The organism is Streptomyces sp. CG 926, assembly GCF_003148825.1.
In the GTDB taxonomy this organism is placed as follows: domain Bacteria; phylum Actinomycetota; class Actinomycetes; order Streptomycetales; family Streptomycetaceae; genus Streptomyces.
Genome location: NZ_QGGZ01000006.1, coordinates 326,677 through 350,378, shown reverse-complemented (window position 1 = coordinate 350,378; position 23,702 = coordinate 326,677). Strand labels below are relative to the sequence as shown.

Genomic DNA, 23,702 nt, shown 5'->3' with positions numbered 1-23,702 from the left:
TTGCCCGTTGCCCATCGCCGCCGAACCCGGGAAACCCGCTGCCACCAGCCCGAACGCGCGGCGAGGGGCAACGGCCGGATGGGTCGGCGTAAGACTTTCGTCATCGGCTCGGGCATGGCGCACGGCGCCCCGGCCGCGTTGAATCCGTAGGGACAGGCACAAGGCGAGGAAGAGGGAACGGCAGTGACACGGACGAGGCGGCGCGGGCGACTGTTGGGCGGAGCATCGATCGCGGCGGCGGTGGTGTCGGCGGTGGCCCTGTACTGGCTGCAGCCGTGGAAGTTGTGGCAGGACGAGACCGTCCGCGAGGCGCTGCCGGCCGCCGCCGCGCCGTCGGGTCCGGGGGCGTCCGCGACCGTACCGGGTGCTCCGACGGCCCCGGTGACCGTGGCCCGCGGAACGCTGATCAGCCACGAGCACAGCACCACCGGCACGGTGGAGCTCATCCGGCTCCCCGACGGGTCCCACACGCTGCGGCTGGCGAACCTCGACACGAGCAACGGACCGGACCTGCGGGTGTGGCTGACGGACGCCCCGGTGAAGGAGGGCGTGGCGGGTTGGCGCGTCTTCGACGACGGCAAGCACACGAGCCTCGGCAAGCTCAAGGGCAACAAGGGGGACCAGAACTACCCCGTCCCCGCCGAGGTGAACGTCGCCGACTTCAGCAGCGTGACCATCTGGTGCGACCGCTTCGACGTCTCCTTCGGCGCGGCGAGTCTCGCCGCCGTGTGACGCGCCGCCGGGGACGTCCCGGACCGGGCGACACGCCGGGGGGCCGGAGCTGATCCGGCGTCACCCCGTTCGGCCGTCGCCCGGAGTACGACTATCCACTCCTCCGGACGTCAAAATGCGGCCGTTTGCCCACGGGCTGTATCCATCCGCTCGCGCAGTGTGGCGAGAGGCCGTGTTCGCCCATAACTTCGGCATCGTGACGAACCGACAAATCAAGTCCCTCACGTGCATCGCAGTCGTCATGGCCGCGGGTCTCGGCGTGCTCGCGCCCTCCTCGGCCGCGGCCGGACGCAGAGTGCACCCGGGCGACTCGATCCAGGACGCGGTGAACTACGCCAGGCCGGGCGACACCATCACCGTGATGCCCGGCACCTACTACGAGAACGTGCTGATCACCAAGCGGCTCACCCTGCGCGGGTACGGTGCCCGGACGGTGATCAGGCCGCCGGTCACGGCCGTCACGCCGGTCACGCCGGTCGCGCCGCCCGCCACCGGTGCCTCGGCCCAGGCGCCGGCCGCGAAGCCGCCCGCCACGCCTGCCACGCCCGCCACGCCCGCGACCTCCGCGACGCCCGCCACGCCCGCGACGTCCGGCCGGGCGCTCGCCTGCTCGCAGGCCGACACCGGCATCTGCGTCATGGGGACGGCGGAGCAGCCCGTCGTCGACGTGGACATCCACTCGCTGACCGTCTCGGGCTTCAAGCGCAACGGCATCTGGGCCTCCTACACCGACCGGCTGAGCGTCCAGCGGGTGATCTCCGAGAAGAACGGCACCTGGGGCATCGCCCAGGAGCGCTCCACGCGCGGGCTCTTCCGCGACAACACCGCCCGCGACAACGCCGAGTCGGGCCTCTTCATCGCCAACACCGTCGACCGGGAGGGCGGCGCCACCGACACCCTCGGCGCCGTGGTCCGCCGCAACACGCTGACCGGCAACCGGATCGGCGTCACCGTCAGGCGCGTCCGCAACCTCTCCGTCTACGGCAACAACCTCACCGGCAACTGCGGCGGCATCTTCGTCGTCGGCGACGAGGGCGAGCCCGGAGCCGGGGACATGACCATCCGCAACAACCGGATCCACGAGAACAACAAGTTCTGCAAGGGCAACAGCCGCCTCCCCGACATCCAGGGCGTCGGCATCGTCCTCACCGGCGCGGAGGAGACGGTCATCCGTTCGAACGACATCCGCGGCAACGTCGGAGCCTCCCCGCTGTCGGGCGGAATCCTGCTGTTCAAGAGCTTCGTGGGCGCGACGAACACCGACAACGTCATCCGGGACAACGTGGTGCGGGACAACAAGCCGGCGGACCTGGCCAACCAGGGGACCGGAACGGGCAACCAGTTCGTCAACAACCGGTGCGCATCCTCGGTGCCGGCCGGGATGTGCTGACGCGTGATCCCCCTGAACAGCAGAATCGAGGCCTCATGACCACGGTAAGTCCCACCCCCACCCCGATCCCGTCCCCCCAGCACACCCCCCAGCCGGCCATGCGCATGCGTGAGCTCGTCTTCGGCGCCGCCTGCGCCGCCGCCGTACGGGCCGCGGCCCGCCTGGGAGTGGCCGACGCCCTCGGGGAGTCGCCCGCCACCGCGGCCGAGCTCGCGACCGCGGTGAACGCCGAGCCGCTGCCCCTGCAGCGGCTGCTCCGCGCCCTGTCCTGCTACGGGATCTTCGCGGAGACGGAGGACGGGCGGTTCGTCCACACCGAGATGTCGCACCTGCTGCGCGAGGACGACCCGCACAGCCTGCGCTACATCGCCCTGTGGTGCACGGAGCCCTGGACCTGGCAGGCCTGGCCGCGGCTCGACGACGCCGTCCGCTCGGGCGGCAGCGTCTTCCAGGAGCTGTACGGCAAGGGGTTCTTCGACTACCTGCACCAGGACGCGCACGAGTCGGCCCACGTGTTCAACCGGGCCATGACCACCTCCAGCATGCAGTCGGCGCTGGACGTCGCGGAGCTCCTCGACCTCACCGGGATCTCGGTCGTCGCGGACATCGGCGGCGGCCAGGGGCACGTACTGGCGAGCCTGCTGGAGAAGCACCCGACGGTACGGGGCGTCCTGCTCGACCTGCCGGGCGTGGCGGCGAAGGCGGACCCGCGACTGCGGGAGGACGGGCCGCTCGCGGCACGGGCCGACATCGTCCCCGGGGACTGCCGCGAGGCCATCCCGGTCGACGCCGACATGTACATCATCAAGAACATCCTGGAGTGGGACGACGACAGCACGCGCAGGACCCTGCGCAACGTCGTCGAGGCGGCCCGTCCCGGATCCAGGGTCGTCATCATCGAGAACCTGGTCGACGACACCCCGTCGATGAAGTTCACCACGGCCATGGACCTGTTGCTGCTGCTCAACGTCGGCGGCGCGAAGCACACCAAGGCCAGTCTCTGCGCCCGTATGGAGGACGCCGGACTGGTGATCGGCGAGATCCGACCGGTCAACGCCTATCTGCACGCGTTCGAGTGCACCGTGCCCGGGTGATGCCGGCCGGCATAGGACCACACGCCTCGAGACCGGCACGAAGCCGGTCTCGAGGGCGTCGGTGGTGTCCCGGACGTCGCCGTCAGGCCGCCAGGGCGGCGTTGACGAGGTCGAGGAACTCGCGCGGGGACTTGCACCGGTCCGCGTCGGCCGGCAGCGGCCGGCTGTGCCGGTTCTCCAGCTCACCGACGATGCCGAGGAGGCCCAGGGAGTCCAGGCCCCACTCGTCGAAGCCCGAGTCGGGGCGGCTCGCCATGGCCGCGGGGTCGACGGTGACGCCGGCCCCCTTCTTCATGAGGGCGGCCAGTTCTTCCATGGTCAGTCGAGCGGTCATGACGGACAACTCCTCAGGCTTGGACCGGCGAGCGCCGGTCGGTGATCAGGCGCATTTCAGAGCGCGCGAGGAAGCGGGAGATCTCCTGGTCGGTGGTGGGGACGCCGTCCTTGGCGCTGTCGAGCAGCCGGGCGAGCACGGCCGCCTTGTGGCCGCCCTCGACGCCGAGGGCCAGTGCGGGGCGCGCGTCGAGCGGGCCGCGCAGGTCGAGGAGGCGCACGACGATGTCGTCGCGCTGGAAGACGGTGCTGCCCTCGATGGGGCTCGTCGGGTCGTCCACGGCCGCTTCGTCCTGCCCGGCGAGCAGCCGGGCGAGCGCCGTGCCGCATCCGTCCTTCGCGGGGTAGAAGAGGGCGTGCCGCCCGAGGTCCGCGCTCTCGCGGCCGCCGGCCGCCACATGGTGCACCGCGGGCAGCGCCGCGCGGGTGAAGAACATCCGCGCGGATCCGGGATCGCTGAGGTCCCGGTCCTGTTCCAGGTACGGGTTGATGGCCTCCTCCAACGCCTGTACCTCGGGCTGCTGGGCCACGTGGCGCAGGGCCGCCAGCAGGTCGCCTTCCACCTCGACCGCCCGGACGACGCGGTTGCCGTGCATGAACAGCGAGGTGCGGCGCAGCCGGGTGTTCTCGTCGACCTGGGCCTGCGGGGAGGTGTACCCGGCCAGGAGCTCCGCCACCACCGGCTCGCTACCGGGTTTCACGGTGAAGGTGAGCGCGTGGCGGACCACGCCGTCACCGCGCCGGGGAGCGACCTGGAGGCTGCCCCGGGCCGCCCGGGCCGCTCTGTCCGCGGCGTCCGGTGAAGCGGCGGCGGTGGAGGGCGGGCCGGTGCGGGAGGGGGAACCGGGCCCCGGCCCCTTGCCGATCTCCCGCAGCACACTGAAACGCAGCGAGCGGGTGTCCCGTACACAGCCGTGCAGCGGCTGCACCGACGCGACGTGTTCCTCGCTGTTGATCCAGGCCAAGAACCGCGGTGCGCTCTCCCACTCGCTGGTGATGAGCCACTGCGACGGATTCTCGATCGACTGGCACAACTCGTCACTGATGTGTCCGGGGACGGAGGACACCTGTGCCTGGAGATGTTCGTACACCTCGAGGAACTGATTCTGGGCACCGTCGTACAGATCCAGCAGCAGTACGACCCGAAGCCTCGAGCCGTCGAAGGCGGACTGGGATATCCGTTCCGACAAGGTCGTCATCTTCACACTCCTTCGAGACCACACGGTCGGGTCGCCACGGGGCGGCGCCACCCGAACCGATCGTTGTCCCGTAATCCCTGCGGCGCGAGAGGAGAGAACCAAGCGGGTGAACGAGCGAGGGAACCGGCCTCGTACAGGGCATGGAAGAGCCATGAAGGAAAACGTCGACCACCACGTCCCGGTCCTCATCGTGGGCGGCTCGCTGGTGGGTCTGTGCACCTCGCTCTTCCTCGGCCGGCATGGCATCGCGCACATGGTGGTCGAGAAGCACGCGGGTACCTCGATGCACCCACGCGGACGCGGTATCAACGTACGGACGATGGAACTGTTCCGGGTCGCCCGTGTCGAGGACCGGATCCGTGAGGCCGCCTCGGTCCTGGCGGACAACCACGGCATCCTGCAGGGCGGCTCGCTGACCGGTGACGACCAGGAGTGGCTCTTCGAGGAAATCGACCCGGGTGGCGCGCTCGCGCGCTTCAGTCCGGCGGCATGGTGTCTGTGCAGCCAGAACGACATCGAGCCGGTCCTGATGTCCGTGACCCCGACCCTCGGGGCCGACCTGCGGTTCTCCACCGAACTCCTCTCCTTCGACCAGGACCCGGGCGGGGTCACCGCGATCGTGAAGAACCGGGAGACCGGGGAGCACAGCACGGTGCGCGCGGACTACCTCGTCGCCGCCGACGGGCCGCGCAGTCCCGTGCGGGAGGCGCTCCGGATCGGCCAGAGCGGCTCCGGGGACCTGTTCCACAACGTGAGCATCACCTTCCGGTCCCGGATGCTGTCCCACGTGGTCGGCGACCGGCGTTTCATCGTGTGCTACCTGACGAAGCCCGACGCCGACGGGGCCCTGCTGCCGGTCGACAACGCCGAGCGGTGGGTCTTCCACGCGCCCTGGCACCCGGACCGGGGCGAGACGTTGGAGGACTTCACCGACGAGCGCTGCGTCGAGCACATCCGCCGGGCCGTCGGCGCCCCCGACCTGGACGTCGAGGTCACGGGGAAGGCCCCGTGGCACGCCGCCGAACGGGTCGCCGAACGGTATGCGGTCGGCCGGGTCTTCCTGGCCGGCGACTCCGCCCACGAGATGTCGCCCACCGGCGCGTTCGGCTCGAACACCGGCATCCAGGACGCCCACAACATCGCCTGGAAGCTCGCCGCGGTGCTGGGCGGTTCGGCCGGGCCGGGGTTGCTGCAGACCTACGAGGCCGAGCGGTTGCCGGTGGCCCGCGCGACGAGCGAACGCGCCTCCGCGCGTTCGGCGGAGCACAGCCACCCGGGCTACGAGCCCGACGCCGAGCCCACGTCCCCCGCCGGGTCCGCGCCCGCGGCCCTGCCGGACGCGGTGCCGGGCGCGGGCGGACGGCAGGGCGGGGTCCTCTCCGTGGCCATGGGTTACCGCTACAACCGGGGTGCGGTGCTCGGAGCCGACCCGGACCGGCCGGTCGTGCCCGAACGGATGCGGCTCTGCGGCGATCCGGGCAGCCGCGCACCGCACATGTGGCTCTGCGGTCCGGGGGATCCGGAGCCCAAGTCCACGGTGGACCTCTACGAGCGTTCCTTCGTCCTGCTGTGCTCGCAGGACGCGCCCTGGCGGGCCGCGGGGCGCTCGGTCTCCGAGGAGCTCGGGCTGCCCCTGGACGTGTACGCGATCGGCACCGGGCCGGAGGCCGACCTGATCCCGGCGAACGGCGGCGACTGGGCCGAGGTGCACGGCACGACCCCGGAGGGTGCGATCCTCGTCCGCCCGGACGGGTTCGTGGCCTGGCGCTCGGCGCAGGCGGTGGCCGATCCGGCGGCCGTCCTGCACGAGGTGCTGACCACGCTGCTGGACCGGTCCTGATCGACCGCTCCCGCTCGCGTTCCGGCGGGCACCGAGGGCGCCGTCCGGTGGAGTGATCCACCGGACGGCGCCTTTCACATGGCGATGGCGATGACGCCGGATCCGCTCATCGCGGCGTCTTCGAACCGAGGGCCCCGGGCGCACGCGGAACCCAGTCGGGCGTCGCCGAGGCCTGCTTGGGATCCGGCTCGCGCATGGTCACGCGCCAGCCGTCCTCTCCGGCCCTGCCGGTGAGGCGCACCGTGAACGACTTGGTCTGGCCCGTGTCGTGGAAGTACACGACGACGAGCTGCCGCACGGACCCCTCGTCGTAGAACTCCGCGGTCACCTTCCCCTTGGCCCCCTCATGGAAGGACCGGATCCAGTTCCGGGCGGTCCGCTCGACGTCCCCGCGCGCGTCGTCGGGGTCGGCGGCGAGCGCCTCCACCTCCTCGGCCTTGCCGTCGGCGAGCCGCCAGACCAACCGCTGGGTGATCCGGAGGGACTCGGAGGTGGGATACCCGACCACGCCCAGCGGTTCGTGGCGCGCGTAGTCGGTCGCGTCCCGCAGCCCCTCCTCGTCGGCGGCGCACCCGGTGAGAGCGCCCCAGGCCAGCACGGACACCAGGCCGGCGCGCACGAGGAGGGCGGCCCTCGGGCGGGCGCTCATCGCACGACCTTCGAACCGAGCTCGCCCGGCGTCCTCGGGATCCAGGGCGCCACGGTGGTGGCCTCGGCGGGACCCGGCTCGGCCATCCCGACCCGCCAGACCTCCTTGCCGTCCAGCAGCACGGCCCGGACGTAGATCTCCTTGATCTGGCCGGTGTCGCGCAGGTAGAGCACGACGGTCTGCCGGTACGAGCCCTCGTCGTAGAACTCCGCGGTGACCTGCCCGCCGGCGCCCTTACGGAACGCGGTGACCCAGTTCTCGGCGGTCTTCTCGGGGATGTCCTCGCCCTGCTTGTCGGACACGAGCGACGCCAGGCCGTCGACGTCGCCGTCGGCGATCCGCCACACCACTTGTTGGGTGATCCCCAGCGATCCCGTGGAGGGATATCCGAGGACGGCGAGCGGCTGATGTCGGCCGTAGTCCCGGACGTAGTCGTTGTGCTCGGTGTCGGTCTCCGCCGAGCAGGCGGTCAGCACGCCGAGTGCCAGGGCGCAGACGAGTGCGGCGCGCGGGACCGGTCCAGCCATTCTTCCTCGGTCTTCAGGTGGTCATCGAGCCATCTCGATGGAGTGAGCTGCAACGTACTGCGCTGACCGGGCAGTTCGATCCGGTAAACGGACAAGAGGGACACAACGCGCGCCTCAGTGATGCAATTCACTCAATGGCCGGATTTCGACCCTCGTGGGTCTCGCCTGGTCGTCCGGATACCGGACACCTCCGCGCACCTTCGGGGACCGAGGGAACCCGGTGGGAGGCGGCCCGCCGGGTCCGCGCCGAGCTCTAGTTCCCGGGTTCCCGGTCGTCGCCGACGAGGCCCGCGACGTGGTCGGTGATCATGTCGAGGATGTCCGCCGCGATCCTGTCGTCGCCGAGGACCAGGTGGTGCAGGGTCAGTCCGTCGGTCATGGCGGCCAGATAGCGGGCCAGCACGCTCACGGGCACACGGAGTTCGAAGGCCATGTGGTGCCGCAGCTGCTCGATCAGTTCGGTGTAGGTGTCGCAGTACCGCTCGTACTGCCGCCGTGCCAGGTGCTCGAAGTCCGGTCGGCGCAAGGCGTACTGGGTGAGTTCGTAGGTGAGCATGTGTTCGCCCGGGTGGGCGGACACATGCTCCCAGTACGCCTGGAAGCCCGCCCGGACCGTCTCCCGGAGGGTCGCCTTCGGCTGGATCGCCTGCTTCACCAGGGTGACGCTGTGGTCGGTGATCGCCGCGATGACGGATTCGAGCAGGGCCTGCTTGGAGTCGAAGCAGTAGTGGAAGACGCTCAGGGACACGCCCGCCTCGGCGGCGATCGACCTGGTCGTCGTCGCGGCGACGCCGTCGCGGGTCATCGCGCGGATGGCGGCCTCGGTCAGCTGCCGGCGCCGCTCGGCCGAGGGCATCCGTGCCATGGGCGTTCCTTTCGGTTCGTGCCGCGGTGCGTGGTGCGTGGTGCGTGGTCGTGCGTGGTGCGTCGTGGTGCGAGGGAGGCCGGGGCCGGCCGGATCGGCTGATCCGGCCGGCCCCGGCCCCTGGAGTCCCGCTCGGCGGGATCAGCTGCTGTAGACGCCGACCTCGTGGAGCGAGTACCCCCACTTCGTCGCGCGTTGGAGTCCCTGGACGCGGATGTAGCGGGCCGGCACCCCGGAGAAGCGGGCCGTGTCCAGGCCGCCGTCACTCGCGTTCGTGGACCAGACGGTCTGCCAGTTGGTGTCGTCCGTGGAGACCTCGATGCGGTACGCCTTCCCGTAGGCGGCCTCCCAGTCGAGGGTGACGCGTCCTACCCGGTTCGCGGACCCGAGGTCGATGCGCAGCCACTGGTTGTCGTTCCACTCGCTCGCCCAGCGGGTGCCCGAGTCACCGTCCACGGCCCGGCCGGGGGAGAAGTTCACGAAGGGGTTCCACCACTCCGCGCTCGACGCCGAGGCCGGCGAGCCCGTGGCCAGGTTCACCCCGGACTTGTGCTTCTCGGAGTTCCCCCAGGTGGTCAGGTAGGACTCGGCGCCCTTGAACAGGTCGTCCACCACACCCTGGCCGCCGACGAGGCGGATGTCCTCGATCCAGTCGGGGACCAGACCGTAGTGCGCGGCGCCGTCGGTGTTGAGGTCCCACGTGCGCGAACCGGTGGTCTGCTTGTCGATGACGGAGCCGCCGTCGGTGCTGCGGAAGGGGTAGCGCACCGGGTTCGGGGTGTCGGCCCCGCGCGGGCCGGGCCAGCCGCCGACACCGTTCATGTCGGTGCCGTACCCGTAGCCGACGTTGTACTTCTCGCGCAGCGCGTCCGTCCGCTTCGCCTCGGAGCTGAACCCCTCGGCGCCGCTCATGTACGAGGCGATGAAGCCACCGAGCTTGTAGACCCGCTCGGTCCAGTCCATGTCCATCCAGCTGTGCGAGGAGATCACACCCGGGTACGACTCGGACTCCAGGATGTCGAAGGACCGGCCCGCGGCCTTCACGCTCATGTGGTCGACTTCGAGCATCATCTTGCGCTTCATCATGCCGCGCACCGCGTACTCGCCGAGTTCGGTGAGTCCGCGGGTGTTGCACTGGGCGTCGGCGGCGTACGAGGGAACCGACACGCCCGCGGGCAGTTCCTTCTGGGCCGAGGGCGCGGCCGCCAGTCCGATGGGGTTGTCGTGCTGCGGGCCGGTGCACTTCTCCGTCTTCCAGAAGGTCCCGGTCGACAGGAACTGGCCCACGTTGATGGCCGTACCGAGGGCGCCTTCGTCGAAGCGGACCCCGCACAGGGCGTTGTCGAACTTGTGGCACAGGAACATGCTGCGCACCCCGAGGCGGTACAGCTCGTCCAGGCCGCGGTCGATGTCCGCCTTGCTGCACTGCGCGACGTCCAGGATCTGCTTGCAGCCGAAGGGCTCGGAGGTCTCCACCCCGAGGACCACGGCCAGCTTGCCCTGCTGGACGACGTCGCGGGCCTGCGCGGAGTCGGTGACGATCCGGAACCAGCCCTTGCCCGGGCCGCCGTACATCTTGTCGATGTAGGCCTGCATGTCGTAGGTCTTCTGCGCTTCGAGCCGGATGGCCGTCATCTCGTCGCAGCCGCGGTCCTTGAAGAAGTAGACCGAGCAGATGACACCGTTGGTGACGAGGTCGTTCACGAGCACGCGCTGACCGCCGCGCCAGGCCCGTTCGACCCAGGCGTAGTAGTTCTGCTGGTGGGTCAGCGAGTCGTGGGCGGGCCAGTCCTTGAAGGTCGGCCAGCCGTTCGGGTCGTGCTTGCCGTCACCGCCCTTGGTGATGAAGTCGAAGATCGCGAGCGTGCCGTCGGGGTAGTGCTCGGGGCAGTCCTTGAGCGCGTCGGCCACCCCCGCCTCGGAGAACGGCTTGCCGCAGATGAGCCGGCCGCCGAAGCCCTCGTTGGACATCAGGTGGTCGTGCGCGTCCACGAAGCCCCGGACCCGCCCCTGGGAGTCGGTGCCCTTGAAGGGCTCGCCCGTGACGTTGATGTCGGAGTCGGGTGCGGGCCGGGCGACCGGGTTCCACCAGCCGGGATCGGCGGCGGAGGCGGGCACGGGGCCGAGCACCATGGCCACCACGGCGAGGAGCAACGACAGGACCGCCAGGGGCCTACGCCTGTGGTGCGTGTGTCGAGGAAGGGTCATCACTCACGTCTCAAGGTCAGCCGGATGGCGCGGTCGAGGAGCCGGATCCGTTCGGAGGTACGACGCGTCGCGAGCACGGGCCTGACTTGTCATGGACCTCGCAAATGGTGGGACGAGAATCGCCACTGCCGTCGACGGAGTCAATAGTCCGGGACAGGTGACCTGATGATTCATCAGATGCGCTCATTCTTCACAAGATCCACGCACCGCCCGCGGGGCCCGCGGATACGGCGACGGGACGAAGACGCCGCGGCGTCAGCGCGCGTTGTGCTCCGGCAGGTCCACCTCCGCCGGGGCGAACCCGAATCCACGCGCGGTGGTCTTCGGGGCGGGCTTACCGCAGAACGCCGCTTCGAGGGTTCCGCCGAGGGCCGTGTTCGCGTCCCCCTTGTTCGAGGTGTTCGCCATCGCGGAGAGGGAGCGGCGCCCGTCGCGGGTGGAGAAGGCGTAGGTGTAGAAGCCCTGCACGGTACCCGTGTGCCCGTAGACCGAGGTGCCGCACGACAGGTCGTAGCGGCGCAGCCCGAGCCCGTAGAACCGGGTGTTCGTCGCGTCGGTCGGCGTCACGGTGAGCATGGCGTCCAGCATCCGTGCGGGCAGCAGACGACCGCCGAGGAGCGCGGAGGTGAAGGTGTTCAGGTCGGCGGGGTCGGAGATCACCGCGCCGGCCGACTGGGCCCACGACACCGTCTGCTCGGTGGAGTCGACCAGCGGCGCGCCGGCCTCGTCGGGGTGGAGGTAGCCGCGGGTGTGCAGCCCCTTGATCTGCGTGCCGGGGTGGACGTAGGAGGTGTTGCGCAGCTTCAGCGGCTTGATGATGCGCCGCTCGTACTCCTTGGCCACGCCGTTGCCGGTGACCTTCTCGATGAGCATGCCGACGACCACGAAGTTGGTGTTCGAGTACTTGTACGCGACGCCGGGCTCGGTCGTCCGCGGTTCGCGGAGCGAGAGGTCCACCAGCTCTTGGTAGCCGAACACCTTGTTGCGCACGGCCTCGAAGCCCGGCACGGTGTGCTCGAACATCGCGTCCGTGTAGTCCGCCAGCCCGCTGCGGTGGGTCAGCAGATGGCGCACCGTGATCCGGTCGTCGGGCAGCAGCCCGGGTAGGTACCGGTTGACGGCGGTGTCCGGATCGATCCGACCCTCGTCCACCAGTTGCAGCAGGACGACGGAGGTGAAGGTCTTGCTGACGCTCCCGATCCGGAAGCGGGCCCGCGGGTCCATCGCCGAGCCCGTGGCCCGGTCGCGTACCCCCACCGTCCGGACCCTGACCCCGCCGGGGCCGCTGAAACGGGCCAACGCACCCGGCGCGCCTGCGGCGGTCGTGTTCCGCAACGCCTGGGTCAGCGCTTCGAGATCGGGGGAGGCGGTCGGGGCGGCCTGGACGGTGGTCGCCGGAGCGAGGGCGGCCGTCACCGCAAGCAGGGCCGTACCGAGGGCCAGACGTCGGTTCATGGGCAGGGGCACGATGCTCCTCCGGTGGGGATGTACAGGTCGGGCGAAATGAGCCTATGCAAGATCATCGGTTCGATCGGCCGCCGCCATGAGGAGGAACGCGCCATTGACGCAAGGCAGTTCCGCCGCACGGGGGAGCCATCTCGTGGCGCGGGCGCGGGCGCGGGCGCGACGCGACGCGGTGCGGTGCGGTGCGTGCCTGGGTGCGCCGCACCCAGGCACGCACACGGGGCACGTCCTACCCTGAAGCCGTGACCAGCAGCGAACTCGGAGATTTCCTGCGCGCCCGGCGCGCGCGTCTGCGGCCGGACGACGTCGGACTCGTCTCCTACGGACGACGCCGCGTGGCAGGGCTGCGCCGCGAGGAGGTCGCGGTGCTGGCCGGGATGAACAGCGACTACTACGCCCGACTGGAACAGGGGCGCGAACGCGGCCCGTCCGCGCAGATCCTTGACGCGATCGGCGACGCCCTGCGCCTGGACGAAACGGCACGGGAGCACCTCTTCCGGCTGGCGGGTACCGTGCCGGACGGTGACCGGCGCGGTACCCGCGGGCCGAAGGAGTCGATCGGCGCCCCGCTGCGCCAACTGCTGGACGGGTACACCGGTACCCCGGCCTTCGTGCTGAATCCCGCCACCGACGTACTGACGACCAACGCCTTGGCCGACGCGTTGTTCTCCCCGTTCGCGCAGCGGGACAACCTCGCGCGCATGACCTTCCTCGACCCCGCGGCCCGGTCCTTCTTCGTCCGCTGGGACCGCGCGGCCGAGGCGGTGGTGGCCGGCCTGCGCCACGCGACCGGCCTGGACCCCGACTACCCGCGCCTCAGCGGCCTGGTACGTGAACTCGGGCGTTCCAGCCCGGAGTTCGCGGAGCTCTGGGCCGCGCACTCCGTTCGCGGCAAGACCCACGACACCAAGGAACTAGACCACCCCGACATCGGGCGGCTCTCGCTCGCCTTCCAGTCGTTCGCCGTGCTGGGGGCGCCGGGCCAGCAGCTGGTGATCTACCACGCCGAACCGGGAAGCCCGAGCGCCCGCGGCCTCGCCCTGCTCGGCAGCCTGCACGCGACCCGCCGGACGACCTGACCGTCCGGCGTCCGGCGTCCGGGCCTGGCCGGGCAGGGCAGGGCCGCCCGCACCCGCGCTCACGCGGTGGTGGCCGGCGCCGTCCATGCCGTGAGCGCGCTCTCGCGCCCGGTGCGGCGCAGGTCGGCGTCGGCGCTCCGGGTGGCCCAGGCGACGTGCCCGTCGGGGCGGATCAGGACCTCGCGGACCCCGTCGAGCTCCGGGTGTTCCTCGGCCGCGCGGGCGGTGACGGCGCTGATGCGTGGCCCCCGTCCGGCGGCCGGGGCCTCGTACGCCGGCGGGTGCGGGTCCCGCGCGTGCGTGAGGTGGAGCAGGACGAAGCCGCCCTGGTGCAGGAGCTCGTACACCCGTGTCGCGGCCGAACCGGCCGGATCGCTCACGCTCAGGCCGATGTCGGGCATCCGGCGGCCGACCAGTGGATCGGCGTCGGGGCAGGCTGCCGGGTAGGCGGTGCCGAGCGCCGAGACCTGGTCGGCGAGGCGACGGTTGACCTCCGGCATTCCCAACAGCTCCTCGAAGAGCCCGCGCAGCGCGGCGGCGGGCCGCCGGTACCCGGGCACCAGCGGCAGCTCCGCCAGCAGCGTCTGCACCTCGGTGTTCTCGGTGACGGCCCGGCCGACGGGGTGACGCTCGGCGTGATAGGTGTCGAGGAGCCCGGGCGGGGCCCAGCCGCGCACCTCCGCCGCCAGTTTCCAGCCGAGGTTCATGGCGTCCTGGAGCCCGGTGTTGAGGCCTTGGCCCGCGGCCGGGAAGTGGATGTGGGCGGCGTCGCCGGCCAGCAGCACGCGGCCGGAGCGGTAGGTGGCGGCCAGCCGGGTGGCATTGCCGAAGCGCGAGAGCCAGCGGGGCCCATCGACCCCGAAGTCGGTTCCGCAGATCCGCAGGAGCCCCGTACGGAACTCCTCCAGGGTCACCGGCACCCGCGCCGGCGTCCGCATCCGCTCCGGATCGATGTACACGAAGCGGGTCAGCCCGCCGTCCAGCGGGACGGCGAGTACGCCCGCGTCCCGCGCGGCGGCGAGGGCCGCGGGGCCGGCCCCGACGGTGGCGAAGTCCCCGAGCACCCCGGTCAGGGTCTCGTCCGTGCCGGGGAAATCGATTCCGGCCGCCTGCCGGACGAGACTGCGCCCGCCGTCGCATCCCACCAGGTACGCGGCGCGAACGGGCCGCGGGCCGTCGGCCGGCCCGCGCACCTGCGCCTCGACCCCGGCCTCGTTCTGCCGTAGGCCGACGAGGGTGTGCCCGCGGTGTATTCGCACCCCCAACTCGTGGGCCCGTTCGGCCAGCAGGGCCTCGGTGCGCGCCTGAGCCAGGAACAGCGTGTGCGGGTGGCGGCTGTCGAGGGCGGCGAAGTCCAGCGGGGTGTCGAGGGCGGCGAAGTGCCAGCCCGGCACGGTGCGGCCGAGACCGAGGAAGCGGGGTGCGAGCCCGCGCAGGTCCATCAGCTCCATGCTGCGCGGATGCAGGGTCAGCGCCCGGGAATCCTGCTGCGGCTCGGTGCGCCGCTCGACCACGTGGGTCCGTACGCCGGCCAGTGCCAGCTCGCAGGCGAGCAGCAGCCCGGTCGGTCCCGCGCCCACGACGATCACATCGGTATCCATCGGTGCGGCCTCCTATTTAGTGAACAATGTTCACGTGAACGATGTTCACTATAGTGAGGCCCATGAGCATTCCGTCAACCCCCGCCAGGGGCCGTCCGGCCCGCCTCGACCGCGACCGGACGGTCGACACGGCCCTGGACCTCCTGGACGAAGTCGGCCTCGACGCGCTGACGATGCGCCGCCTGGCGGATGCGATGGACGTGCGGGCCGGCGCGCTGTACCGGTACTTCGCCACCAAGGACGAGCTGCTGACCGCGATGGCGGAACGGATGCTGGCCGGCCTCGCGGCGACCAGGACCGACGGCGACTGGAGCGAGCGGCTGGCCACCCTCGCCCGAGCCATGCGGACGGCGCTGCTCGCCCGCCGCGACGGCGCGCGCGTCTACGCGGGCACGCACGCGACCGGACCCCACACCCTCGGCTTCGCCGAGGCGCTCCTCGGGGTGCTGCGCACGGCCGGCTTCGGTGAGCAGGACGCGGCGCGCTCGCTGATGGCGGTGGTCCACTTCGTCATCGGCCACACGCTGGAGGAGCAGGCCGCGCTGTGGCAGCCGGCGGAGGGCGGCGGGGCGGCGGACCCCGAGCGCCTGCGCCTGGCGGCCGAGCCCGAGCGGTATCCGCAGCTCGCCGCCGTGCTGCCCACGCTCACGAGCGGTGACTTCGCGGGGCACTTCGACTTCGGACTGTCCCTGCTTCTGCGGGGGCTACGCGCCCTGGAGCACGCGTAGGACCTGGCCGCACCCAGGGCGTGTATCGAAAATATCTTCCAGAGGCTTGTCGGGCTGCCCGGCTACGGTGCGGGCATGGTGAATTTCGTACTGGTTGCAGGTGCACGGCTCGGCGCGTGGGCGTGGGGCGAGGTGGCGCCGTATCTGCGCGCGGCCGGCCACGGCGTCCATCCGTTGACGCTGTCGGGTCTTGCCGACAAGCAGGGTGTACCGGCGGGGCAAGCGACTCACGTCCAGGACATCGTTGCCGAGGTGGAACGCCAGGGTCTACGTGACGTGGTCCTGGTGGGTCACAGCTACTCGGGCATCCCGGTAGGTCAGGCCGCGGAGCGGATCGGTGACCGACTGGCCCGCGTGGTGTTCGTCGACTCGAGTGTTCCGACGGACGGCGCGTCGTTCGTCTCCGCCTGGCCGGACGGCGGGGCGGCGGTGGAGGCGTCGATCGCCGAGAACGGAGGGTTCTGGCCGCTCGCGCCCGCCGCTCATTACGACGGCGAAGGTCTCACCGATGAGCAGATCGCACGCCTCGTGCGTGGCTCGACGCCTCACCCGGGTGCCACGCTGACCGAGCCCGCCGTACTGGCGGGGCCGCTCGGTGAACTTCCGGCGACATACATCCTGTGCGTGATGCCGGGGGCCGAGCCCGACGACGCCGAGCCCGACGCGGAGGTGGCCGAGCTGCTGAAGAGCGAGTGCTGGCGGTTGGTCACGATGGACACCGGCCATTGGCCGATGTTCTCCCGGCCGCGCGAGCTGGCGCAGATCCTCCTCGACGCTGCCGTGGAGTGTGGCAGCCACGGTTCCGACCCCGCCCACCTCCGCTGACCTGCGGCGATGGGTACTGAAATATACTGACCGGGTGACTGAGACCCCCCTGCCTCCTTGCCCCGAATGCGCGGGCGCCTACACCTACGAGATGGGCGCGCTCCTGGTCTGCCCCGAGTGCGGCCACGAGTGGCCCCTCGCTTCCGGCGAGCCCGGCGGTGCCTCCGAGGAGCGGGTGATCAAGGACTCGGTCGGCAACGTCCTGGCCGACGGGGACACCGTGACGGTGGTCAAGGGGCTGAAGGTCAAGGGCAGCGCGTCGGGCATCAAGGCGGGCACGAAGGTGCGCAACATCCGCCTGGTGGAAGGCGTCGACGGCCATGACATCGACTGCAGGATCGAGGGGTTCGGCGCGATGCAGCTGAAGTCGAGCGTGGTCAGGAAGGTCTGACCGGCGGCGTCGGCCGTGAACGGAGGAAGGCGCCTGTCGGGCGCGGTCCCGATCAGGCGCCTTCGTCGTTCGTCCGCCGGGGGTGGGGCCGGTGCGGCGGTCGGTTCATGAGCCGGCGCGCTCATGGACCGACGGAGCGCCGACGGCCCTTCCCCCGGCGGAGCTGGGCCGGTCAGCCCGCGAAGTGCAAGCGGAGGGGGACGGACGTCGCGGTGGCGACGGTCGCCGTCGCGGCGAAGACGACCTCGCCGTTCTGGTGGGCGACGACGTTCACGGGATGACGGTCCGGCGTGGTGGTCGGCGCCCCGGCGTTCGGGAGCGTCTCGATCCAGCAGGCAGAGGTCAGCTCCGCATAGCGGGAGAAGCGGATCTCCATGTCGGTCAGGACTCCCCGCCGGGGGAAGGCGGATCGGTACGCGGCCTGGCGAACGGCTTCCAGGAGCAGCATGCCCGGGGCGTGGTCGACGGGGTGGTCGAAGAGGATCGGGTGGTTGACGTCGGCCCGGAGCTGGGCGCGCCGCGTGGAGCTGGTGGGGGAGAGGACAACGTCGTGGAAGCGGTCGCGGCCCACCCGGCGCGGGGTCAGCGGGGGCGGGAGCGGGATGGTGCGGGCGGCCACTTCGGCGAGGTCCGCGTTCCGGCCGCGCAGGCGCTGGTAGACGGCCTCGGACTGGTTGGTGAATCCGGCCTCCGCGGTGCCGAGGAACTCTCCGTCGCGGCTCGCGGTCACGTGCATGGTGAGACCCGCGAGTCTGCGACCGCGGCGTGAGATGCCGGAGCAACGGATGTGCAGGGAGATGTCGGCCGGCGCCGAACCGACGACGAGGGCGTCGGGGTCGGTCGAGTAGCTGAAGGTGTCCCAGATCTGGCGGTGACCGAAGGGGACCTCGTACGCGACGTGGCTGAGGAGCGGGATGGCCTGGCGGACCGATTCGGCGAGGAGCAGGGGATCGTGGTGACCCTCGTCCGGTGTGTAGAAGCTGTGGGTACGGGGCCATTGGGCGGTGACGACGTACTCGTCGGGCGCGACGACGCGCCATCCGGTGAGCAGGACTTCGGAGTGCGCGCTCTTGTGCACGTACTCCCGAGGTAAGGCGCTGCTGAGCGCGGCGATGGGCGAGACGGAGCGATCGGTGGACACGGTCATGGTTGAGCCCCCCTGGACGTCGGACATGAGCTGGTGCTTGTTCGGCGCAGGTCCTAAAATAAAGGATGTTCGTTTTTTTTGTCGAGGTTAGTTAGGTGCTCATGTCAGAACGAAAGCAGCAACGCGCCCCTCAACTAAGGGCAGTTCAGACCAAAGCGGCCATCCTGCGTGCCGCGGCCGAGGTCTTCGACGAGTTCGGCTTCAGTGGAGCCAGCATCAGCAAGATCATGAAGCGGGCGGACGTCACCCAGGGCGGGATGTACTTCCACTTCAGCTCGAAGGAGGAGCTCGCCTACGCCGTCATGGTCGGCCAGGGCGACGGCCTGGAGTTCCCCGCCGGGGAGGACGGCCTGCAGCACCTGGTGGACATCACGCTCTACCTCGCCGAGCAGCTCCGGCACAATCCGGTGCTTCGCGCCGGCGTCCGACTGGCCGTGGAGCAGGGCGAGTTCGGCCTGCGTGACGACGTGGCCTACCAGGCCTGGGTGCTGGAGTTCCGCCAGCAGCTGCGCTTCGCCCGCGCCAAGGGCGAACTCCAGCCGGACGTCGACGACCACGAACTGGCCTGGGTGCTGGTCAGCTCCTTCACCGGGGCCCAGCTCTTCTCCCAGGCGTCCACCGGCCGGGTGGACCTGCCGCAGCGGATCGCCTCCCTGTGGCGCTACCTGCTGCCCGCGGTGGCCGCCGACGACATCCGCGGCGGACTGCGCCTGACCCTGCCGCCGAGCGAGCCGACGCCGGTGCCGACGCCCGAGCCGGCGGCGGACCCGAAGGCGGAGCCGGAGCCGGCGGCGGTGCCGAAGCGCCGGTCCAGGGCGGCCTCGGAGAAGCGGGCTTGAGTACCCGTCATGTGGTCGTCACCGGCGCGACCGGCTTCGTGGGGTCGGCGGTGCTGCGCCGACTGGCCGAACGGGGCCGGGGCGACCAAGGGGTCGCGGTGCGTGCGGTGTCCCGTACGCAGACCCCCGCGGGCTTGTCCGGAGCTCGGCGGGTGGGCGCGGACCTGGCCGACACAGCGTCCCTGCGCGGGGTGTGCGACGGTGCGGACGTCCTGTTGTCCCTGGCCTCCTACGTCGGACCGGACGCGGAGCGCTGCACCGCGGTCAACGCCGAGGGGACCGCGGCCCTGATGGCCGAGGCCCGGCGGGCCGCAGTGGGGCGGATCATCCACCTGTCCACCTGCGCGGTGTACGGTCCGGGGCCCCATCGGGGGCAGGACGTGGGCGAGTTGACACCTGCCCCGGTATCGGCCGCCAGCGGCAGCCGGCTGGTGGGGGAGGGGGCCGTGCTCGACGCCGGGGGACTGGTCCTGCGCGCGGGGCTCGTGCTGGGCAGGGGCGACCGGTGGGCCGTACCGGCTCTCGTCGACGCCTTCCGGCGCGTACCGGCGGGGTGGGACGGAGGGGCGGGACGTGCCTCCTTCGTCGACGTCGACGACCTGGCACGACTCATCGTGGCGCTCGCGCTCACGGGTGGCGACGAGGCGGATGCCCCGGGCGTCCTGCACGCGCACCACCCGGAGCCGGTGCGCAACCGGGACCTCATGGACGCCCTCGCCGAGCACCGGGTGCTGCCGGCGCGTCCCGACGCCGACTGGTCGTGGCGCAGATGCCTGGACGCCCTGGCCGCGACCCCCGGATGGGTGAGCGAGCGTCAGTTCACGCTGCTGGCCGCTGACCACTGGTACCGCGCCGACGCGGCATGGGAACGCGCCGGGATCGCACCGGGGCCCGGCCCGCTGAGCCGGCTCGACCGGGCGGCGCGGTGGTACCGGGAGAGGGGCGGGGTGACCCCGGGCTGACGGCGATCTGCCAAAGCCTCGGCGGGATGGGGCGTGGACGGGCTGTGTCGAGCCGGGCGGCGGGTAGCGTCCGAAGCACAGCCGGTCACCCCCTGAAGGAGTGGAAATGCCCGACCTTTCGAACATCGTCAAGGCGTACGACGTGCGTGGTGTCGTGCCGGACGAGTGGGACGAGTCCTTGGCCGAGCTGTTCGGTGCGGCGTTCGTGGAGGTCGTGGGCGCGTCGGCGATCGTGATCGGTCATGACATGCGTCCGTCGTCGCCGGGTCTGTCGGCCGCGTTCGCGCGGGGTGCGGCGGCGCGCGGGGTGGACGTCACGCTGATCGGTCTGTGCTCGACGGACCAGCTGTACTACGCGTCGGGTTCGCTGGACCTGCCGGGCGCCATGTTCACGGCCTCGCACAATCCGGCCAAGTACAACGGCATCAAGCTGTGCCGTGCGGGCGCGGCCCCGGTGGGTCAGGACACGGGCCTGTCGCAGATCCGCGAGCTCGTGGAGAAGTGGTCCGACGAGGGCGCGCCGGCGGTTCCGGCGGGGACGGTGGCGGGGACGGTCACGGAGCTGGACAGCCGCCCGGGTTACGCCGCGCACCTGAAGGGCCTGGTCGATCTGGCGTCGATCCGTCCGTTGAAGGTCGTCGTGGACGCGGGCAACGGTATGGGTGGTCACACCGTGCCGACGGTGTTCGCGGGTCTGCCGCTGGACGTGACGGAGATGTACTTCGAGCTGGACGGCACGTTCCCCAACCACGAGGCGAACCCGCTGGACCCGAAGAACGTCGTGGACCTCCAGGCGCGTGTCCTGGCGGAAGGCGCCGACCTCGGTATCGCGTTCGACGGTGACGCGGACCGGTGTTTCATCGTGGACGAGCGGGGTGTCGGGGTGTCGCCGTCGGCGATCACGGCGTTGGTCGCGGCGCGGGAGCTGGCGCGCAACGGTGGGTCGGGCACGGTGATCCACAACCTGATCACCTCGTGGTCGGTGCCGGAGGTGGTGCGCGAGAACGGTGGCACGCCGGTGCGTACGCGGGTGGGTCATTCCTTCATCAAGGAGGAGATGGCGCGGACGGGTGCGATCTTCGGTGGTGAGCACTCGGCGCACTACTACTTCAAGGATTTCTGGAACGCGGACACGGGCATGCTGGCCGCGCTCCATGTGCTGGCGGCGCTGGGGGGTCAGGAGGGTCCGTTGTCGGAGCTGGTGGCCTCCTATGACCGTTACGCGGGTTCGGGGGAGATCAACTCGACGGTCGACGACCAGGCGGCCCGTCTGGCGGCGGTGAAGGCGGCCTACGGTGACGCCGAGGGTGTCACGATCGACGAGCTGGACGGTCTGACGGCCACGGCCGAGGACTGGTGGTTCAACGTCCGCGCCTCCAACACCGAGCCCCTCCTGCGTCTGAACGTGGAGGCCCGTGACGAGGCCACCCTGGCCAAGGTCCGCGACGAGGTCCTCACCCTCATCCGCGCCTGACCCGTCCGGCACCCGGCGCCCGGGCTCCGCCCGTTCCGGCCTCGCCGGTTGCCCGAAGGCGTCGGCGGGGCGACCCCCGAGGTCCGGGCTCGGCCCTCATCCAGCCTCGCCGGCGTTTGAGGCGCCGGTCCGGGCGGAGCCCGGTGCCCGGCGGAGCCGGGTTCCCCCGGAGCCGCGCCCGCTCAGGCGGAGCGCCGCCCGAGCTCCGCCCGCTCCCGCACCGCGTACGCGTACGCGTACGCCGCCGACATCAGCGTCATGTGATGGTGCCAGCCAGGAAAGGATCGACCCTCGAAGTCGAGGAGCCCGAACTCGTCGGCCAGCGACCCCAGCACCGCTGTGGACCGCGCCGACCGCCGCACCAGGTGCAGCAGGTCGTCCATCCGGTGGCGGTTCATATTGGTGAGCCAGACGGGCCCCGCGCCCTGCCCGCCCTGCCCACCCTGTGCGCCCTGCCGCCCCGGCCGCCGTTCGCCGAACAGCCGGTAGATCTGCTGCGCCCCCCGCCCGGCCGCTTCCCCTTCCGGCAGCCGGACCAGCGCCGAGTGGATGCGCTGCCGCTGCGGGCCCCCGGCGGGGCCGGCGGGGCCGGCGAGCGGCGCGGAGTAAGGATGGCTGGTGTTGCCGAGGCGGGCGAAGTCGCCCGCGGTGGTCCCGCCGCGCCCGGGCGTACCCGTACGCGCGGCCGCGCCGCCCTGCGTCAGCGCGGCGGCGGCGCGTACCGGGAGGGTCGGCGGTACGGACACCAGGAAGTCGTGCCCGCGGCGGCCGAGTACGCCGATCAGTGCGGCGGCGCTGCCGAGGCGGCTGAGATCGGCGACCACGGGCGGGTGCGCCGACGAGGTACGGGCGGCGATCGAGTCGACGAGCTCCAGGACGAGAGCTTCCGGGGCCTGGTGGACGGCCTCGGGGGAGATGCGCGCCCGGCGGCGCAGGACGGGATCCGTCACCCAGGCCTGGGGGAGCGCCAGCCGCCAGTCCACCGGCACGCTCATACCGTCGAGTGACAGGAAGAGGCAGAACCCCAACTGGCAGTTGACGATGCGTCCGGCGACGGGATCGAAGCGGCGGTGCACGCCGACCGAGTGCTCGCCACGTTTGGGGAAGCACACCTGCCCGATCGTCCAGGCCCGTACGGGGTGCCGTTCCTCCACCCAGCGGAGCAGTTCGGTGCGGGCCGGATTCCAGTCCCACGGACTCGCGTTGATGAACTGCTGCAGGGACTGGGAGGCCGTGGGCGACTCGGTGACGGACGCCGCGAGTCTGCGTACGGACTTCTTCCCCGGGGTGCTGAGCAGTCCCTGCAGGTAGACCCGGGCCCAGCGTCGCTGGTCGGCTCTCGGTAAGTGACCGAAGAGGCGTTCCGTGAAGTCGGCCAGGGTGGTGTCACCGGCAGTCAGGGCTCGGGTCCTCGTCCGTGTCGTCATCTGTCTCCCCCTCCACTGCGGACGTCGGCGTGCGCCGTCGGTAGTAGTCATAGAATACAGAACGTTCGTTTTTTTTCTAGCGAACCCATGGCGTCCTGCCCCCGACTTCGGCACGTTGGACGCGCAGGCCCTTCGGCGCCCGTGCCGGGGCCGCGCCACGCCCCCCTACGGGTCGGGGCACGGGCGCTTCTTCGTCAAGTCCGCGTTGTCGGCGGTCGGCGCCCGGGTGAGGCTGGAGATCGCCGGCTCCGTGCGGGGCGCGACGGCGAGTGAGGAACGACCTGGATGGCAGTGATAGCGCAGTGGTGAAGCAAGAGCGTGGCGTACGCACCCGTAATCATCTGATCTCGGTGGCCGCCGCTGAATTCGACCGCAATGGGTACGACGGGACCTCGCTTTCCCGGCTGAGTCGCTCCGCCGGAATTTCGATAGGGGCCCTCACCTTTCACTTCGCGGCGAAAGGGGAGTTGGCCTCCGCCGTCGAGGATTCGGGGCGGGCCGCCACCCGCAGAGTGGTCGAGGGGGTGACGGCCCGCGGCGGCCCGGCGCTGGACACCGTTTCCGCGCTCGTCCTCGCCCTCGGCCGGCTGATCGAGGCGGACCCGGCCGTACGCGCCGCGGCGCGGCTGACCCAGGAGCGGGTGGGTGCCGGACCCGACTGGTGCGGTTGCTGGCTCCCGGACGTCAAGGAGCTGCTGAAGCAGGCCGCCGCGCAGGGTCAGCTGCACCCCGAGGTCGACCCGTGCCCGGTCGCCCTGCTGATGGCACATCTGGTGGGCGGCGTCGTCACCCGGGTGCGTCGAGGTCGGGGCAGAGGTCCCGAGGCCGTGACCGGCGAGCTCAGGGAGGTGTGGCGGCTCGTTCGCCGCGGCATCGCCGCCCGGACGGATCCAGAATTGCCCAAGTAGGAGGAAAGACAGGGCAATTC

At 71.1% G+C, this 23,702-nt stretch carries 22 protein-coding genes; 12 read left to right on the top strand and 10 right to left on the bottom strand.

Annotation, left to right across the window (positions count from 1 at the left end; all coding sequences use genetic code 11):
* Window positions 1-183: 183 nt before the first annotated feature.
* The 3 genes from BCL76_RS18520 to BCL76_RS18510 all read left to right on the top strand — a co-directional run bounded on the left by BCL76_RS18520 (window position 184) and on the right by BCL76_RS18510 (window position 3,216).
* Entirely contained in the window at window positions 184-732 is a 549-nt protein-coding gene (locus tag BCL76_RS18520) for a DM13 domain-containing protein (protein ID WP_109780589.1), read from the top strand.
* Window positions 733-973: 241 nt separating this feature from the next.
* On the top strand, window positions 974-2,122 hold the full coding sequence (locus BCL76_RS18515; RefSeq protein WP_375137941.1) for a right-handed parallel beta-helix repeat-containing protein: 1,149 nt from the start codon (window positions 974-976) through the stop codon (window positions 2,120-2,122).
* A 35-nt stretch (window positions 2,123-2,157) separates the two neighbouring features.
* Entirely contained in the window at window positions 2,158-3,216 is a 1,059-nt protein-coding gene (locus BCL76_RS18510) for a methyltransferase (RefSeq protein ID WP_033220996.1), read from the top strand.
* An 82-nt stretch (window positions 3,217-3,298) separates the two neighbouring features.
* On the opposite strand, the gene BCL76_RS18505 is transcribed toward BCL76_RS18510, so the two are convergent.
* The gene (locus BCL76_RS18505; protein WP_109780588.1) at window positions 3,299-3,550 is read right to left on the bottom strand and encodes an acyl carrier protein; all 252 of its coding nucleotides are present in this window, start codon (window positions 3,548-3,550) and stop codon (window positions 3,299-3,301) included.
* Window positions 3,551-3,563: 13 nt separating this feature from the next.
* Window positions 3,564-4,748, bottom strand: a complete 1,185-nt coding sequence (locus BCL76_RS18500) for a SchA/CurD-like domain-containing protein (protein ID WP_109780587.1) — start codon at window positions 4,746-4,748, stop codon at window positions 3,564-3,566.
* A 106-nt stretch (window positions 4,749-4,854) separates the two neighbouring features.
* Between BCL76_RS18500 and BCL76_RS18495 the strand changes: the two genes are divergently transcribed.
* Window positions 4,855-6,588, top strand: coding sequence for an FAD-dependent oxidoreductase (locus BCL76_RS18495; RefSeq protein WP_375137938.1), 1,734 nt, complete (start codon window positions 4,855-4,857; stop codon window positions 6,586-6,588).
* 106 nt (window positions 6,589-6,694) lie between these two features.
* Here the strand turns inward: BCL76_RS18495 and BCL76_RS18490 are convergent, their stop codons facing one another.
* From BCL76_RS18490 to BCL76_RS18470, 5 genes are all read right to left on the bottom strand, one after another.
* Window positions 6,695-7,237: a hypothetical protein gene (locus BCL76_RS18490; protein ID WP_109780585.1), complete on the bottom strand. Its 543-nt coding sequence runs from the start codon at window positions 7,235-7,237 to the stop codon at window positions 6,695-6,697.
* A complete protein-coding gene (locus BCL76_RS18485) occupies window positions 7,234-7,764 on the bottom strand; it encodes a hypothetical protein (RefSeq protein WP_109780584.1) in 531 nt (176 codons plus the stop codon). Before BCL76_RS18485 ends, BCL76_RS18490 begins: the two co-directional genes overlap by 4 nt.
* 253 nt (window positions 7,765-8,017) lie before the next feature.
* Complete coding sequence (locus BCL76_RS18480; protein ID WP_109780583.1) at window positions 8,018-8,629, bottom strand: TetR/AcrR family transcriptional regulator; 612 nt, start codon at window positions 8,627-8,629, stop codon at window positions 8,018-8,020.
* Between the two features lie 141 nt (window positions 8,630-8,770).
* A complete protein-coding gene (locus BCL76_RS18475) occupies window positions 8,771-10,837 on the bottom strand; it encodes a galactose-binding domain-containing protein (RefSeq protein ID WP_109780582.1) in 2,067 nt (688 codons plus the stop codon).
* 255 nt (window positions 10,838-11,092) lie between these two features.
* Window positions 11,093-12,292 carry a serine hydrolase domain-containing protein gene (locus tag BCL76_RS18470; RefSeq protein WP_109780581.1) on the bottom strand — a complete coding sequence of 400 codons (1,200 nt, stop codon included), beginning with the start codon at window positions 12,290-12,292 and terminating at the stop codon, window positions 11,093-11,095.
* 251 nt (window positions 12,293-12,543) lie between these two features.
* Between BCL76_RS18470 and BCL76_RS18465 the strand changes: the two genes are divergently transcribed.
* Entirely contained in the window at window positions 12,544-13,380 is an 837-nt protein-coding gene (locus BCL76_RS18465) for a helix-turn-helix transcriptional regulator (protein WP_109780580.1), read from the top strand.
* A 59-nt stretch (window positions 13,381-13,439) separates the two neighbouring features.
* Here the strand turns inward: BCL76_RS18465 and BCL76_RS18460 are convergent, their stop codons facing one another.
* Entirely contained in the window at window positions 13,440-14,981 is a 1,542-nt protein-coding gene (locus tag BCL76_RS18460; protein ID WP_109780579.1) for a monooxygenase, read from the bottom strand.
* A gap of 62 nt (window positions 14,982-15,043) precedes the next feature.
* Here BCL76_RS18460 and BCL76_RS18455 point away from each other — a divergent pair, with 62 nt between their 5' ends.
* From BCL76_RS18455 to BCL76_RS18445, 3 genes are all read left to right on the top strand, one after another.
* The gene (locus BCL76_RS18455) at window positions 15,044-15,709 is read left to right on the top strand and encodes a TetR/AcrR family transcriptional regulator (RefSeq protein WP_109780578.1); all 666 of its coding nucleotides are present in this window, start codon (window positions 15,044-15,046) and stop codon (window positions 15,707-15,709) included.
* 75 nt (window positions 15,710-15,784) lie between these two features.
* Window positions 15,785-16,534 (top strand): alpha/beta fold hydrolase, encoded by a 750-nt coding sequence (locus BCL76_RS18450; protein ID WP_109780577.1) that lies wholly within the window; start codon window positions 15,785-15,787, stop codon window positions 16,532-16,534.
* A gap of 34 nt (window positions 16,535-16,568) precedes the next feature.
* Window positions 16,569-16,925: a zinc ribbon domain-containing protein YjdM gene (locus BCL76_RS18445; protein WP_109780576.1), complete on the top strand. Its 357-nt coding sequence runs from the start codon at window positions 16,569-16,571 to the stop codon at window positions 16,923-16,925.
* Window positions 16,926-17,097: 172 nt separating this feature from the next.
* Here BCL76_RS18445 and BCL76_RS18440 read toward each other — a convergent pair whose 3' ends face one another.
* Window positions 17,098-18,072, bottom strand: coding sequence for a ScbA/BarX family gamma-butyrolactone biosynthesis protein (locus BCL76_RS18440; protein ID WP_181382605.1), 975 nt, complete (start codon window positions 18,070-18,072; stop codon window positions 17,098-17,100).
* Window positions 18,073-18,173: 101 nt separating this feature from the next.
* On the opposite strand from BCL76_RS18440, the gene BCL76_RS18435 reads away from it, so the two are divergent.
* From BCL76_RS18435 to BCL76_RS18425, 3 genes are all read left to right on the top strand, one after another.
* Entirely contained in the window at window positions 18,174-18,911 is a 738-nt protein-coding gene (locus BCL76_RS18435; RefSeq protein ID WP_109780574.1) for a ScbR family autoregulator-binding transcription factor, read from the top strand.
* Window positions 18,908-19,873, top strand: a complete 966-nt coding sequence (locus tag BCL76_RS18430) for an NAD-dependent epimerase/dehydratase family protein (protein WP_181382604.1) — start codon at window positions 18,908-18,910, stop codon at window positions 19,871-19,873. The genes BCL76_RS18435 and BCL76_RS18430 overlap by 4 nt, the downstream gene beginning before the upstream one ends.
* 106 nt (window positions 19,874-19,979) lie before the next feature.
* Window positions 19,980-21,347: a phosphomannomutase/phosphoglucomutase gene (locus BCL76_RS18425; protein WP_109780572.1), complete on the top strand. Its 1,368-nt coding sequence runs from the start codon at window positions 19,980-19,982 to the stop codon at window positions 21,345-21,347.
* A gap of 182 nt (window positions 21,348-21,529) precedes the next feature.
* Here the strand turns inward: BCL76_RS18425 and BCL76_RS18420 are convergent, their stop codons facing one another.
* Window positions 21,530-22,774, bottom strand: a complete 1,245-nt coding sequence (locus BCL76_RS18420; protein ID WP_109780571.1) for an IS701 family transposase — start codon at window positions 22,772-22,774, stop codon at window positions 21,530-21,532.
* Between the two features lie 305 nt (window positions 22,775-23,079).
* On the opposite strand from BCL76_RS18420, the gene BCL76_RS18415 reads away from it, so the two are divergent.
* The gene (locus tag BCL76_RS18415) at window positions 23,080-23,682 is read left to right on the top strand and encodes a TetR/AcrR family transcriptional regulator (RefSeq protein ID WP_258309783.1); all 603 of its coding nucleotides are present in this window, start codon (window positions 23,080-23,082) and stop codon (window positions 23,680-23,682) included.
* The last annotated feature ends 20 nt before the right edge of the window (window positions 23,683-23,702 follow it).

What these genes read in the sequence shown, in the direction of transcription:
- BCL76_RS18480 (WP_109780583.1), bottom strand. Translation starts at nt 8,629, where the DNA reads ATGGCACGGATGCCCTCGGCCGAGCGGCGCCGGCAGCTGACCGAGGCC.
- BCL76_RS18420 (WP_109780571.1), bottom strand. Translation starts at nt 22,774, where the DNA reads ATGACGACACGGACGAGGACCCGAGCCCTGACTGCCGGTGACACCACC.
- BCL76_RS18440 (WP_181382605.1), bottom strand. Translation starts at nt 18,072, where the DNA reads ATGACCGTGTCCACCGATCGCTCCGTCTCGCCCATCGCCGCGCTCAGC.
- BCL76_RS18435 (WP_109780574.1), top strand. Translation starts at nt 18,174, where the DNA reads ATGTCAGAACGAAAGCAGCAACGCGCCCCTCAACTAAGGGCAGTTCAG.
- BCL76_RS18510 (WP_033220996.1), top strand. Translation starts at nt 2,158, where the DNA reads ATGACCACGGTAAGTCCCACCCCCACCCCGATCCCGTCCCCCCAGCAC.
- BCL76_RS18485 (WP_109780584.1), bottom strand. Translation starts at nt 7,764, where the DNA reads ATGGCTGGACCGGTCCCGCGCGCCGCACTCGTCTGCGCCCTGGCACTC.
- BCL76_RS18500 (WP_109780587.1), bottom strand. Translation starts at nt 4,748, where the DNA reads ATGACGACCTTGTCGGAACGGATATCCCAGTCCGCCTTCGACGGCTCG.
- BCL76_RS18425 (WP_109780572.1), top strand. Translation starts at nt 19,980, where the DNA reads ATGCCCGACCTTTCGAACATCGTCAAGGCGTACGACGTGCGTGGTGTC.
- BCL76_RS18470 (WP_109780581.1), bottom strand. Translation starts at nt 12,292, where the DNA reads ATGAACCGACGTCTGGCCCTCGGTACGGCCCTGCTTGCGGTGACGGCC.
- BCL76_RS18460 (WP_109780579.1), bottom strand. Translation starts at nt 14,981, where the DNA reads ATGGATACCGATGTGATCGTCGTGGGCGCGGGACCGACCGGGCTGCTG.
- BCL76_RS18515 (WP_375137941.1), top strand. Translation starts at nt 974, where the DNA reads ATGGCCGCGGGTCTCGGCGTGCTCGCGCCCTCCTCGGCCGCGGCCGGA.
- BCL76_RS18450 (WP_109780577.1), top strand. Translation starts at nt 15,785, where the DNA reads ATGGTGAATTTCGTACTGGTTGCAGGTGCACGGCTCGGCGCGTGGGCG.
- BCL76_RS18475 (WP_109780582.1), bottom strand. Translation starts at nt 10,837, where the DNA reads ATGACCCTTCCTCGACACACGCACCACAGGCGTAGGCCCCTGGCGGTC.
- BCL76_RS18490 (WP_109780585.1), bottom strand. Translation starts at nt 7,237, where the DNA reads ATGAGCGCCCGCCCGAGGGCCGCCCTCCTCGTGCGCGCCGGCCTGGTG.
- BCL76_RS18455 (WP_109780578.1), top strand. Translation starts at nt 15,044, where the DNA reads ATGAGCATTCCGTCAACCCCCGCCAGGGGCCGTCCGGCCCGCCTCGAC.
- BCL76_RS18505 (WP_109780588.1), bottom strand. Translation starts at nt 3,550, where the DNA reads ATGACCGCTCGACTGACCATGGAAGAACTGGCCGCCCTCATGAAGAAG.